Here is a 12,974-nt window from a genome sequence, read left to right on the forward strand (position 1 = left end):
GACCGGCGAGAACCGGCGGTTGCACAAGCACAGGGCCTCCTGCGGCGAGGAGCCCCGTGCGCGCCGCGTTGAGCTGCTTACAGCACCGAGTTGCGGCTGCGGATGTTCTCCATCACTTCGGCACGCTCTTCGTCGGACAGCGGAATCAGGCCAGCCTCTTCCAGCGGGCTGCCTTCGCCCGACAGGGCATCGGAAACGAAGTACTGCGCGAACTCCTGGAGGCCCGGGATGACGCCGATGTGGTCACCCTTGACGTAGAAGTACAGTGGGCGGGACACCGGGTATTCGCCGGAGAGGATCGCCTCGACCGAGGGCGTGACGCCGGAAACCGTAGCCACCTTCAGGCGGTCGCGGTTGTTCTCGTAGAAGCTCAAGCCGAACACTCCCAACGCGTCGCGCTGGGCCGCCAGTCGGGCCAGGGTCTCGGTGTAGTCGCCGGCGATCTCGATCATGCGGCCATCGGTGCGGATCGCGTCGCAGAACTGGTTGCGGGCATCGCCCTCCAACGCCTTGACCTCGTCGAAGGTGTTGCAGCCAGCGCGCACCACGTTGAGGTCGTAGACCTCGCGGGTACCGTGGTTGCTACCCGGGATCGCCAGCACGATCTCCTGGTCGGGCAGGCTGGGATCGATCTGGTTCCAGCGGGTGTAGGGATTGGCGACCATCTGGCCGTCACGCGGGATCTGCGCGGCCTGCGCGAGGAACACGTGCTTGGGCTCGAGTGCGAAGGTGCCCGAATCCGAGCGCGAGGCAAACACGATGCCGTCGTAGCCGAACTTGACCTCGATGACTTCGGTCACACCATTCTCGCGGCAGGCGGCCTTCTCGGCGTCGGTGATTGCGCGAGAGGCGTTGCCGATGTCGATCGTGTCGGTGCCCACGCCGGCGCAGAACTGGCGCATGCCACCACCCGTGCCGCCGGACCCGATGACGGGGGTACGGAACTGGGCGTAGTTGTTGCCGAACTCTTCGGCGGCGATCGACGAGAACGGCAGCACCGTGGAGGAGCCAGCGGCCTGGATGTTGTCACGTGCGAACGCGGCAGCGGGCAGCGCGAGGGCGGCGGCTACGGCGACGCCAAGTGCGAGCTTGTTGAATCCGGAGAAGGACATTTCCTGGGTTCCTCGGTAGTTGACGGTGTAGAGACCGGCGATGCCAGGCGGGGACGACCCCGCCCTGACGACGAGGAGAAGTCTGGACAGTGAATGTTGCGGTTGTGTTGCAGCCGGTCATATTTGTACCCGCCAGCGGTGGGTGGTCCCTCCGGTGGGCCGGACAGCCTCGGCCCGCCTGCTATCCTTGCGCCGATGGATTCCTCCCCCAACCCCAATCCCGAAGCCGCTGCAACGCCCGAGCGGCCGCCGATGGCCAGCCGGTTTCGCGGTTTCCTGCCCGTGGTGGTGGATGTCGAGACCGGCGGCTTCGATTGCGAACGCCACGCGCTGCTGGAGATCGCGGCGATCCCGATCGAGCTCGACGAGTCCGGGTTCTACCGCCCCGGCGAGGTGGTCGCATCGCACGTGGACCCCTTCCCGGGCGCCGAGATCGACCCCCGCTCGCTGGAAATCACCGGCATCGTGCTCGACCACCCGTTCCGGATGGCACGCGAGGAGCGCGCCGCGCTCGACCACGTGTTCGCCAAGGTACGCCAGGCGGTGAAGCGCCATGGCTGCCAGCGCGCCATCCTGGTCGGGCACAACGCCTCCTTCGACCTGGGCTTCCTCAACGCCGCGGTGCGACGCACCGGGCACAAGCGCAACCCGTTCCACCCCTTCAGCACGTTCGATACCGTCACGCTGGGCGGCCTGGCCTACGGCCAGACCGTGCTGAGCAAGGCCGTGCAGGCCGCGGGCCTGGACTGGGACGACACCGAGGCGCACTCGGCCATCTACGACACCGAGCGCACGGCCGAGTTGTTCTGTCTTGTCCTGAACCGGTGGCGCCAGTTCGAGGCCGCCAGCGGCGAGTGAGGCGCGCCCGGGATCAGGCGGGAGGCCTGGCCCTGGCTTCAGCGTGGCGCGCACGCCGCAACCGGAAGCCACGCACGAGGCCGAACAGGCTGATCGCGATCCACACCAGCTGCAGCAGGATCGCCGACAGGTTGGGCGCGTAGTACAGCGACAACAGGATGAAGAGCGCACCGAACAGGTTGGCCAGCTGGTAACCGATCGAGTGCGCGCCGAGCTTGTCGGCCTGGAGCAGGAAGAACGCGCCCACCACGAAAGCCACGCCGGCCAGGCCGACGAAGTCGTGCCACTGCATGCCCATGCTCACTCCCCGCGCTGTCGGACCGCTTCGAACAATGCCACACCGGCGGCCACGGAGACATTGAGGCTCTCCATGTCGCCCGGCATCGGAATGGAGGCCAGGCCGTCGCAATGCTCCCGCGTCAGCCGGCGCATGCCCTCGCCTTCCCCGCCCAGCACCAGGGCCACGTTGCCCTTCAGGTCGAGCTGGAACAGGGTCGCCTTGGTGTCACCGGCCAGGCCGTAGACCCACACGCCCATGTCGCGCATCGCCTTGAGGGTGCGCGCCAGGTTGGTCACCCGGACCACCGGAATCCGGTCGGCCGCACCGGAGGAGGTCTTGCGCACGGTCGCGTTGACCGGCGCGGAGCGGTCCTTGGGAATCACCACGGCCGTCGCGCCCGCGGCGGCGGCCGAACGCAGGCAGGCACCCAGGTTGTGCGGGTCCTGCACGCCGTCGAGCACCAGCACCAGGGCCTTGCCCGCGGCCTGTTCGACCAGCTCGGCGAGGTCGCCCTCGTCCCAGGTACGCACCGCGTCGTAGCGCGCCACCACGCCCTGGTGGCGCACGCCCCCGCCGACGCCGTCCAGCGCCTGCTGGTTGACCTTGCGCACGGGAATGCCGCGCTCGTGCGCTTCCTTGACGATCTCCTGCAGCCGCGGGTTCTTCGCCCCCGGCTCCACCAGCACCTCGCGTACGTTCTCCGCGTCGTGCTCCAGCGCCGAGGCCACCGCGTTGATGCCGGCGACCCAGCGACCCTGTCCGTTGCTCATGTGCGTCTTCTTCCTGGATCAGTGGCCCCGCTCAGCGGCGGCCGCCCTTCTTCGCCTTCGGCGGCGTGGGCGGGACGAAACTCCCGAACTCCGCCTTGTCCGACAGCACCAGCCGGAAATCGATCTTGCGCTCCTCCAGGCTGGCCTTGAGCACGATGATGCGGACCGCATCACCGAGCTGGAAGACCAGCCCGCCGCGCTCTCCGCCCAAGGTCCGCCGGGCCGGATCGAAATGGTAATAGTCGTTGGGCAGCTGGGTGACGTGCACCAGGCCGTTGACCTTGGACTCCTTGAGCTCCACGAACAGGCCGAAGCTGGTGACACCGCTGATGACGCCGTCGAACTCCGAGCCGACGTGCTGCTCCATCCAGGCGGCGCGGTAGCGCTCGTCAACCTCGCGCGAAGCTTCGTCGGCGCGGCGGCCACGCTCGGAGCACTGCAGCGACAGCGTCGCCATGTCGTGGCGGGCGTAGCGGAAGTCCTCCGCACTCCCCCCGGCCAGCACGTGCTTGATCGCGCGGTGCACCAGCAGGTCCGGGTAACGCCGGATCGGCGAGGTGAAGTGCGCATAGGCATCGAGCGCCAGGCCGAAATGACCGTTGTTCTCCGGCGTGTAGACCGCCAGGGCCTGCGAGCGCAGCAGCACCGACTCCAGCAGCGCGGCGTCGGGACGCTCGCGCACCTTCCGGATCAACTGCGTGTAGTCGCGCGGACGCACCCGGCCCAGCGGCGGCAGGCTCAGGTTGAATTCCTTCAGGAACTCCAGCAGGTCCTCGTACTTGTTCTCCGGGGGGCTCTCGTGGACGCGGTAGGGGGCAGGCACCCCCGACTCGAGCAGGAAGCGCGCGGCCTCGACGTTGGCCGCGATCATGCACTCCTCGATGAGCTTGTGCGCATCGTTGCGCTGGAGCATGCCTGCCTGGACCACCTCGCCGGCCGGACCCAGCACGAAGCGGGTTTCGCCGGACTCGAACTCGATCGCCCCGCGCTTGGCCCGGGCCCGTGCCAGTACGCCGTAGAGCTGGTGCAGCTGCTTGACCTGCGGCATGAGCTCGCCGATCTGCGCCTTCGCGTTCTCGTCGTCCTCGCCGATCGCGTTCCACACCAGGGTGTAGGTCAGGCGTGCGTGCGAACGCATCACCGCCTCGTAGAACTCGGAGGACACCACCTCGCCGTCGCGGTCGATGCGCATGTCGCACACGAAGCACATCCGGTCGACCTTGGGCTTGAGCGAGCAGATCCCGTTGGACAGCGTCTCGGGCAGCATCGGAACGACGAAGCCGGGGAAGTACACCGAGGTCGCGCGGTCCTGCGCTTCCTCGTCGAGCGCCATGCCCGGCTTGACGTAGTTGGACACGTCGGCGATCGCGACGACCAGCCGGAAACCCTTCCCGTCGGGTTCGCAATACACCGCGTCGTCGAAATCCTTGGCGTCCTCGCCATCGATCGTCACCAGCGGCAACTGGCGCAGGTCGGCACGCTTGCCGATCTGGGCCGGGGAAACCTCCGTCGGCGTCGCCGTGGCTTCGTCGAGCACCGGCTGCGGGAACTCGTGTGGCAGGCCGTGGCCATGGATCGCGGCCTCGACCACCAGCGACGGCGTCAGCTTGTCGCCCAGCACGGTCAGGATGCGGCCGAACGGCGGACGATGCTGGGTCGGCGGCTCGGTGATCTCGCACACCACCAGCTGGCCGTCGCGCGCGCCTTCGCGGGCATTGGCCGGGATCATCACGTCCTGCAGCACGCGCCGGTCGTCCGGCGTGACGTAGGCCACGCCATTGCGTTCCTCGAAGCGGCCCATGACCCGGCTCAGGCGGCGCTCGAGCACCTCGACGATCGCGCCTTCCTTGCGGCCGCGCCGGTCGACGCCGGTGACGCTGGCCAGCACGCGGTCGCCATGCATCGCCTTGCGCAGCTCCTTGGGCGGCAGGAACAGGTCGTCGCCGCCGGCCTCGGGCCGCAGGAACCCGAAACCCTCCGGGTTGGCGATGACGGTGCCCGGCACCAGGTCGAGCTTTTCGGCCACGGCGTATCCGCCGCGACGATTGGCGAGCAGCTGGCCATCGCGCAACATGGCGCCAAGGCGCTTGCCCAGTGCATCGAACCGGTCCGCAGTGGTGAGTTCCAGGGCCGCCGCCAGGCCTTCCACGCTCATCGGGCCGTCCGCCTCGCCCAGCACGGAGAGGATCACTTCCCGGCTGGGGATGGGATTCTCGTAGCGGCGCGCCTCGCGCGCGGCATGGGGATCCTGTACACCAGCTCGGCCTCCGCCCTTGCCGGCGGCCTGCGACGGTCCCTGGGAGCGCGCCGGATCCGCCGATTTCCGGCCCTTGGCCTTCTGGCCACCTGGCTGCTGGTCCTTCGGCTTCTTCGCCGCGCCGGGGGCGGAAGTGCCCTGCTTTCCCCGCCGCTTTCCAGGAGGGGCTGCCGCGTCCGGGCCAGAGCCGCTGGTGGGCATCGAATCGGGCATCCAGCCCGGCCGTTTCGGGGCCGAGGTGGATCGCCCTCCCGTCTTGTTCTTCTTGGATTTTTCAGTCATCGGCGCATGGTACACGAAGGTGCGCCATGAACCCGTTGACACCGGGGGCCATCGCCAGTAACTTATGCGGCTCGCCGACGCCCACAAGCTCGCGCGAAGCCCAGGTGGCGGAATTGGTAGACGCACTAGTTTCAGGTACTAGCGGGTAAAACCGTGGAGGTTCGAGTCCTCTCCTGGGCACCACACACCGAAAGAACGGCCTGCCTCCGGCGGGCCGTTTTTTTTTGCTCCTGCAGTGCGCGATGCACGACGCCCTCACGCGCCGGGCATCGCACTGAACCGCCCCCTCCCGGGGACTGTCCCCGCGCTGAACATTTCGGCACGCGAACTTCATCGCAACGCCGATTTAATGACCCCTTTACGTTCCGGTCGTTAGACTGGATCCCGAATTCATGGAAGTCCGGACCCACCGTTCGGGCACTAAAGGAGGATTCGCATGATGAAGTCCAAGACCCTGATCGCCGCTGCCACCGCCGCCGCTTTCGCTTTTTCCGGTGCGGCGTTCGCGCAGCAGCCGGTCGAGCCGCCGCAGGAGGACATGACTCCGCCGACGGACACCACCATGCCCGCAGAGCCGATGCCCGAGCATGGCATGCCGCCCGTCGACGACACCGCCGGTGCCATGCCGGAGACCCAGGTGACCGAGGCCGACCTGCGTACCGCGCTTGAACAGGTGGGTTACAGCGAGATCGAGAACGTGGACGTCGATGCACCGATGTGGAGCGCCGAGGCGGTCAACCCGCAGGGCGAGCATGTCCTGGTGCAGATCGACGCATCGACCGCGACGATCGTCGCCGAGCAGCCGCTGGACACCGAGGACGCCGAGTAACACCCCTCGCTCCAGCCAGCAAAGGTTCCTCATGACGGGGAACGCACCACGAAAAAGGGCGGCCACTGGCCGCCCTTTTTCGTGACCGGCTGCAATCCGGCCTCAGGCGAACGGATCCTGCAGGACGATGTTCGCGTCCCGGTCAGGCCCGGTGGACACCATGGCCAGCTGGCAACCCACGAGTTCCTCGAGCGAGCGCAGGTAGGCGCGTGCGGCCGGGGGCAGCCGGTCCCACTCGGTGATGCCGTGGGTGGACTCGCTCCAGCCCGGGAACTCCAGGTAGACCGGCTCGATCTCGTTCCAGCCGGCCGCGTCCAGCGGCGGGTACTCGGTTTCCTTGCCGCGGTAGCGGTAGGCGATGCACATCTTCAGGCTTTCCAGCCCGTCGAGCACATCGAGCTTGGTCACGCACAGCCCGGAAATACCGTTGATCGCCACCGCGCGCTTGAGCGCCACGATGTCGATCCAGCCGCAGCGGCGCGGACGGCCGGTCGTGGCACCGAACTCCTGGCCACGCTTGCGGATGTCCTCGCCGATCTCGTCGTTGAGCTCGGTCGGGAACGGACCACCGCCCACGCGGGTGGCGTAGGCCTTGGCGATGCCCAGCACGTAGTCGATCGCATCCGCGCCCACGCCCGTGCCGGCCAGCGCGCCGCCGGTGGTGGTGTTCGAGGAGGTCACGTACGGATAGGTGCCGTGGTCGATGTCGAGCAGCGAGCCCTGGGCGCCCTCGAACAGGATCCGCTTGCCGTCCTTGCGCAACTGGTGCAGCAGGCCGGCCACGTCGTGCTTCATCGGGTCGACGTACTCGCCGAAGGCCAGCGCCTCGTCGAGCACCGCCTGGTAGTCCACCGCCTCGACACCCAGGTACTTGGTCAGCACGAAGTTGTGGTAATCGATCGTCGAGCGCAGCTTCTCGGCCAGCTGCTCGGGGTAGTTCAGGTCGGCCACGCGCACGCCACGGCGGGCCACCTTGTCCTCGTAGGCCGGACCGATGCCGCGGCCGGTCGTACCGATGGCCTTGCCACCAGCCGCCTTCTCCCGCGCCTGGTCCAGCGCGATGTGGTACGGCATGATCAGCGGCGTCGCCGGACTGATCTTCAGCCGCGAGCGCACTTCCACGCCCTTGGCCTCGAGTTCGCCGATCTCCTTCTTCAGCGCCGCCGGGCTGAGCACCACGCCGTTGCCGATCAGGCACTGGACGCCCTCGCGCAGGATGCCCGACGGGATCAGGTGCAGCACCGTCTTCTCGTTGCCGATCACCAGCGTGTGGCCGGCATTGTGGCCGCCCTGGAACCGGACCACCGCACTGACGCGCTCGGTCAGCAGGTCGACGATCTTGCCCTTGCCCTCGTCGCCCCACTGGGCACCCAGAACCACTACCGACTGACCCATCTCACTGCTCCTTCACTGTGCGGACTCGCGCGGCACCGGGGCTCCCGGCGTCCAGACGCGGCAAAGCCGGGGACGCGCCCCGGCTTTGCGAAATTATCCCCCAAAACACCGGCGAATGCAGGCCCGGCCGTCAACGCACCAGTTGCAACGCCACCAGCCCGACCACGACCATGACGCCGCCGAAGCGGCGCAGATGCCGGTCCTCGAGCTTCTGCGCCTCCGCCGCCATGCGCTTCCATCCACCCGGAGCGATGAACAGCAGCAGCCCCTCGATCACCAGGACCAGGCACAAGGCGGCCATCAACAGGTCCATGCGGTGTTCCCGGGCCCGCCCGCTCAGCGGCGCGGGCCATCCTCGAAGTAGCGCAGGAACTCCGCGTCACGGTCCAGGACCATCACGCCCTGGCCGTCGGCGAACGCACCGCGATAGGCCTCGAGGCTGCGGTAGAAGGCATAGAACTCGGCGTCGGCGCCGAACGCCGAAGCATAGATCTCCGCCGCCCGTGCATCGCCCTCACCGCGCAGCCGCTGGGCATCGCGCTCGGCATCGGCCAACAGCACCGTCACCGCCCGGTCGGCTTCGGAAGTGATCGACAACAGCACTTCCTGGCCTTCGGCGCGCAGCTCGTTGGCCACCCGCAGGCGCTCGGCGCGCATGCGGTTGAACACCGATTCGATCACCTGGCTGTCCTCGGGCAGGTCGATGCGCTTGATCCGCACATCCACCACCTGCACGCCCAGGCTCTCGGCACCGCGGTTGGACACCTCGATGAAACGCTGGGCCAGGTCGGCGCGCTCGCCGGCCACAACGGCCTGCAGCGTGCGCTGGGCGATCTCGTTCCGGATCGTCTCCGTGACGATCGGGCGCAGGCGCTCGCGCGCGTTCTCCTCGTTGCCGCCCGTGCTCTGGTAGTAGCGACGGACGTCGGAGATGCGCCACTTGACGAAGAAGTCGACATTGACGTCCTTCTTCTCGAACGTGAGGTAGCGCTCCGGACGCGAATCCAGCGTCAGGATGCGGCGATCGAAGCGCATGACGTCCTGGACCACCGGCAACTTGAAGTGCAGGCCCGGCTGGATGCCTTCCTCGATGACGCGGCCGAACTGCAGGCGCAACGCGACTTGGCTTTCCTGGACCTGGTACACCGCGCCCATGCCAAGCAGCACGAGGAGCGCCAGTGCGATAAGGATGATGTTTCTCATCGACGGGGATCCTCGCGGGTGGAGCGGGGTGAACGGCCCTGCTGGCGGGGGTCTGTCGACCCTGGCGCAGGCGGTATCGCGGACGTGCCACCGGTGCTGGTGGCGGCCGGGAGCCGGTTGAGCGGCGCATTGGGCTGCATCGCGCCCTCGCCTCCCATCGGCAGGTAGAGCACGTTGCCGCCGTCGCCGGCGTAGACCTTGCGGTTGTTGGCCAGGACCTCCTGCATCGTCTCCAGGTAGAGGCGCTGGCGGGTCACGCCGGGGGCCTCGCGGTACTGCTCGACGAGCAGAGTGAAGCGGTCGGCGTCACCGGTGGCACGCGCGATCGCGGCCTCGCGATAGCCCTCGGCCTCGTTGCGGATCCGGGCCGCGTCGCCGCGTGCCTCGGGAACGATCTTGCTGGCGTAGGCCTCCGCCTCGCTCTCCAGGCGCTCCTTGTCCTCGCGGGCGCTGATCGCGTCGTCGAAGGCCTGGCGCACTTCCTGCGGGGGACGCGCGTCGGTCAGGTTAAGCGTCGTCACCTGCAGCCCGGTCGGATAGCTGTCGATCGTGGTCTGCAGGCGCTGGCTGGCCTCGCCGGCCAGCAGGGCGCGCTCGCCGGTCAGCACCGTGTCCATCTCGTTGCCGCCGATCACGTCGCGGATCGCGCTCTCGGCCGCCTGCTTGATGGTTTCATCGGGCTCGCGGGTACCGAACAGGAACTCGCGCGGGTCCGACACCAGGTACTGCACTTCATAGGTGATGTTGACGATGTTCTCGTCGCGGGTCAGCAGGCGCACCTGCTCGGAGATGCGGCGCACGTCGGTCACGTTGACCTTGGTGACCGACTCGATGGGACGCGGCCACTTGAAGTTCGGGCCCGGGTCCATGAACCGGGTGAACTCGCCGAAGCGCAGCACCACGCCGCGCTGGCGCTCGTCGACCATCTGCCAGCTGTCGAACACCAGCCAGACGGCCACTGCCAGCACCACCCAGCCGATGATCGCGCCGAACCCGGCCGATCCCGAGCCACCACGGGGCGAACCACCGTCACCGCCGCCACCGAACACCTTGCCGAGGTTGGCCTTGAGCTTGGAGAGGAAGATCTCGACGTCGTCGCCGCCGCCATCCTTCCGCTTCCAGGGGTCCTTGCCGCCACCGCCATTGCTGTTGCCGCCACCCTTTCCGGGCTCGTTCCACGCCATCAACTACTCCCGCGCCGGCACCATGGCCGGGCTTCGATGCAGGCGGCCCGGGCCGGGCCCCCTGCGGAAATTCCACTTGCATCGCGGCAGCCGGCCGCGCGTTCAGAACTCGTCATTGTAGGAAGGCGGCCCGTGAGCGGCAAGCAAAGGCGCGCGCAACGGTTCCCCGTCGCTTCCGGCGGCCAGTTGCTCGAGCACGCCGCGCGGCAGTTCCACCTCGATCCGCCAGCCCTCGTCGTCGGCTTCGTCCTGGAGCACGCCCCCCAGTTCATGCAGTCGCGCACGCAGGCGCCCCCGCCCCGGCAGGCAGCCTCAGGACGAGCCGGACCTGGTGGTTGGCGAAGCGCTCGGCCAGCGCCGTGCGCAGCAGATCCAGGCCGTCGCATCGCGGGCCGAGATCCAGACCCGCTCGCGCCCGCCCGCCTCGACCCCGCCGGTGGGCTCGTCGCGTCGCGCCACGGCCCCCTCGACCCGGTCGATCTTGTTGAACACCAGCACCTGCGGGATGTCGCCGGCGCCGATTTCCTCCAGCACGCCATCGACCTGGTCGATGCGGTCGAGCCGCTGGGGATCGGCCGCGTCGACCAGGTGCAACAGGAGGTCCGCCTCGCGCGCCTCGGCCAGCGTGGAGCGGAACGCGGCGACCAGTTCGTGCGGCAGGTCGCGTACGAATCCCACCGTGTCGGCCAGCACCAGGGGCCCGCAGGCCAGTCCCTCCACCCTGCGCACGGTGGGATCCAGTGTCGCGAACAACTTGTCCGCGGCGTAGACGCCGGAGCCGGTCAGGACATTGAACAGGGTGGACTTGCCGGCGTTGGTATAGCCCACCAGCGCCACCCGGGGCACTTCGTTGCGGATGCGCGCCCGGCGCATCTGGGTGCGCTGCACCTCGACCTTGTCGAGCCTGCGCTGCAGCGACTCCAGCTTGGTCTGGAGCATGCGCCGGTCGAGTTCGAGCTGCTTCTCGCCGGGGCCGCGCAGGCCGATCGCGCCACCACGCTGCCGCTCCAGGTGGGTCCAGCCCCGCACCAGCCGCGTGGACAGGTGCTTGAGCTGGGCCAGTTCGACCTGCAGCTTGCCCTCGTTGGTACGGGCGCGCAGCGCGAAGATATCGAGGATCAGGCCGGTCCGGTCGACCACCCGGCACTTGAGCTCGCGCTCCAGGTTGCGCTCCTGCACGGGGCTCAACGCGTGGTTCACCAGCACCAGGTCGGCACCGGTGGCCGCGATGACCGCCTTGACCTCGTCGAGCTTGCCGCTGCCGATCAGCAGGGACGGGCTGGGTTTGTCCAGCCGCGCGTTGATCTCGGAGACCACCGTGGCGCCCGCAGAACGCACCAGTTCGGCGAACTCCTCGGCCGCTTCGGGATCGTGCCCGCCACCCCGGGGCCCCACGAGGTGCGGGTGGATCAGGAGTGCGTTCTCGCCGCCTTTTGATCGCTCGAACACGGAGTGCTCAGCCCTCCTCGTGGTCGCCGGAGGGCGCGTGCGCCGACTCCACCGAGCCACCACCCGGGCCCACGCGCACGTTGCGCGCCGGCACCACGGTGGAAATCGCGTGCTTGTAGACCATCTGGCTGACGGTGTTGCGCAGCAGCACCACGAACTGGTCGAAGGATTCGATCGTGCCCTGCAGCTTGATGCCGTTCACCAGGTAGACCGAGACCGGGATGCGCTCACGGCGCAGGGCGTTGAGAAAAGGATCCTGGAGGGATTGACCCTTGGACATGCGTACTCCGCATTTTTAGTTATGGCCCGCCAAGGCAGCGGGAGACCCGGCCAAAGGACCCCTGGGCCGGAAGTTCGTTCAATCCCACCCATGGTACATCCGCGGCGCTGCCCCGGCGACGGCCGAAGGTCACGCCGTGCCGAGGTATCGGCCGATCAGCGCGTCGGCCCGGGGGCGGGCCGCCACCGGGTCAACCCAGGTCACGCCGGGCTGGCCGCGCAGCCAGGTCAACTGCCGCTTCGCCAGTTGGCGCGTGGCGGCGATCGCGGCGCTGCGGAACTGCTCCGCATCGAGGTCGCCGGCCAGGTGGGCCCAGGCCTGGCGGTAGCCCACGGCGCGCATCGAGGGCAGGTCCGGATGCAGCCTGGGGTCCTCCCGAAGGCGGCGCACCTCGTCCAGGAAGCCCTGTTCGAGCATCTGGTCGAAACGCTCGGCGATGCGCTGGTGCAGCACCGCACGCTCGGCGGGGGCCAGCGCGAGCTTCAACACACGAAACCGGCTCGGCGCGACGGGACGCTCGCCCTGCCAGTCGCTGATCGGCCGACCGCTGATGCGCCAGACCTCGAGCGCGCGCGAGATTCGTTGCGGGTCGTTGGGATGGATCCGCCCCGCCGCGACCGGATCGACCTTCGCCAGCTTTCGGTGCATCGACTCCCATCCAGCCTCGCGGGCTTCGTCCGCGATGGCCTCACGCACGACCGGGTCGGCAGAAGGCATCGCCGACAGGCCATCGAGCAGGGCACGGAAGTACAGCCCGGTACCCCCGGCCAGCAGCGGGATGCATCCCGAATCGTGCAATGCCTCCATCTCGCGCGCGGCATCGACGGCGAACTCCGCCGCGGAATAGGCCTCGTGCGGGTCGCGTATGTCGATCAGCCGATGGGGAGCGCGCGCCAGCAGGGCCGCATCGGGCTTGGCGGTGCCGATGTCCATGCCGCGGTAGACCAGCGCCGAATCGACACTGACGACCTCGGTGCCCAGCCGCTCCGCCCAGTCGGCGGCCAATGCCGTCTTGCCCGAGGCCGTCGGGCCCATCAATGCGATCGCGATGGGAGTCCTGGCATGCATCGGCAGG

The 12,974-nt window shown here is 68.4% G+C and carries 12 protein-coding genes, 1 tRNA gene and 1 pseudogene; 3 read left to right on the forward strand and 11 right to left on the reverse strand.

The window, feature by feature from the left end:
* Positions 1–77 precede the first annotated feature (77 nt).
* Positions 78–1,112: a substrate-binding domain-containing protein gene (locus FU658_RS02420; protein ID WP_147890614.1), complete on the reverse strand. Its 1,035-nt coding sequence runs from the start codon at positions 1,110–1,112 to the stop codon at positions 78–80.
* A 195-nt stretch (positions 1,113–1,307) separates the two neighbouring features.
* Between FU658_RS02420 and rnt the strand changes: the two genes are divergently transcribed.
* A complete protein-coding gene (gene rnt / locus FU658_RS02425) occupies positions 1,308–1,970 on the forward strand; it encodes a ribonuclease T (protein ID WP_255505352.1) in 663 nt (220 codons plus the stop codon).
* 13 nt (positions 1,971–1,983) lie between these two features.
* Here rnt and FU658_RS02430 read toward each other — a convergent pair whose 3' ends face one another.
* The 3 genes from FU658_RS02430 to rnr are packed head-to-tail and all read right to left on the reverse strand — an operon-like array spanning position 1,984 to position 5,559.
* Entirely contained in the window at positions 1,984–2,268 is a 285-nt protein-coding gene (locus FU658_RS02430) for a CBU_0592 family membrane protein (RefSeq protein ID WP_255505353.1), read from the reverse strand.
* A 2-nt stretch (positions 2,269–2,270) separates the two neighbouring features.
* Positions 2,271–3,020: a 23S rRNA (guanosine(2251)-2'-O)-methyltransferase RlmB gene (gene rlmB / locus FU658_RS02435; protein ID WP_147890616.1), complete on the reverse strand. Its 750-nt coding sequence runs from the start codon at positions 3,018–3,020 to the stop codon at positions 2,271–2,273.
* 31 nt (positions 3,021–3,051) lie between these two features.
* Positions 3,052–5,559: a ribonuclease R gene (gene rnr, locus FU658_RS02440; protein ID WP_147890617.1), complete on the reverse strand. Its 2,508-nt coding sequence runs from the start codon at positions 5,557–5,559 to the stop codon at positions 3,052–3,054.
* 98 nt (positions 5,560–5,657) lie between these two features.
* Here rnr and FU658_RS02445 point away from each other — a divergent pair.
* Positions 5,658–5,742 (forward strand) — tRNA-Leu (locus FU658_RS02445).
* Positions 5,743–5,995: 253 nt separating this feature from the next.
* Positions 5,996–6,388 carry a PepSY domain-containing protein gene (locus tag FU658_RS02450; RefSeq protein WP_147890618.1) on the forward strand — a complete coding sequence of 131 codons (393 nt, stop codon included), beginning with the start codon at positions 5,996–5,998 and terminating at the stop codon, positions 6,386–6,388.
* A gap of 102 nt (positions 6,389–6,490) precedes the next feature.
* On the opposite strand, the gene FU658_RS02455 is transcribed toward FU658_RS02450, so the two are convergent.
* The 7 genes and pseudogenes from FU658_RS02455 to miaA form a co-directional block, all read right to left on the reverse strand.
* Complete coding sequence (locus tag FU658_RS02455) at positions 6,491–7,783, reverse strand: adenylosuccinate synthase (RefSeq protein ID WP_147890619.1); 1,293 nt, start codon at positions 7,781–7,783, stop codon at positions 6,491–6,493.
* Positions 7,784–7,913: 130 nt separating this feature from the next.
* The gene (locus tag FU658_RS02460; RefSeq protein WP_147890620.1) at positions 7,914–8,096 is read right to left on the reverse strand and encodes a DUF2065 domain-containing protein; all 183 of its coding nucleotides are present in this window, start codon (positions 8,094–8,096) and stop codon (positions 7,914–7,916) included.
* Positions 8,097–8,119: 23 nt separating this feature from the next.
* Complete coding sequence (gene hflC, locus FU658_RS02465; RefSeq protein WP_147890621.1) at positions 8,120–8,986, reverse strand: protease modulator HflC; 867 nt, start codon at positions 8,984–8,986, stop codon at positions 8,120–8,122.
* Positions 8,983–10,170: an FtsH protease activity modulator HflK gene (gene hflK, locus FU658_RS02470; RefSeq protein WP_147890622.1), complete on the reverse strand. Its 1,188-nt coding sequence runs from the start codon at positions 10,168–10,170 to the stop codon at positions 8,983–8,985. Before hflK ends, hflC begins: the two co-directional genes overlap by 4 nt.
* A gap of 102 nt (positions 10,171–10,272) precedes the next feature.
* Positions 10,273–11,619 (reverse strand): annotated as a pseudogene (hflX, locus tag FU658_RS02475) (ribosome rescue GTPase HflX).
* 7 nt (positions 11,620–11,626) lie between these two features.
* A complete protein-coding gene (gene hfq / locus FU658_RS02480) occupies positions 11,627–11,899 on the reverse strand; it encodes an RNA chaperone Hfq (protein ID WP_147890623.1) in 273 nt (90 codons plus the stop codon).
* A 129-nt stretch (positions 11,900–12,028) separates the two neighbouring features.
* Positions 12,029–12,973: a tRNA (adenosine(37)-N6)-dimethylallyltransferase MiaA gene (gene miaA / locus FU658_RS02485; RefSeq protein WP_321167725.1), complete on the reverse strand. Its 945-nt coding sequence runs from the start codon at positions 12,971–12,973 to the stop codon at positions 12,029–12,031.
* Position 12,974 lies beyond the last annotated feature (1 nt).

This window comes from Alkalisalibacterium limincola (genome assembly GCF_008017755.1).
GTDB lineage: Bacteria > Pseudomonadota > Gammaproteobacteria > Xanthomonadales > Xanthomonadaceae > Alkalisalibacterium > Alkalisalibacterium limincola.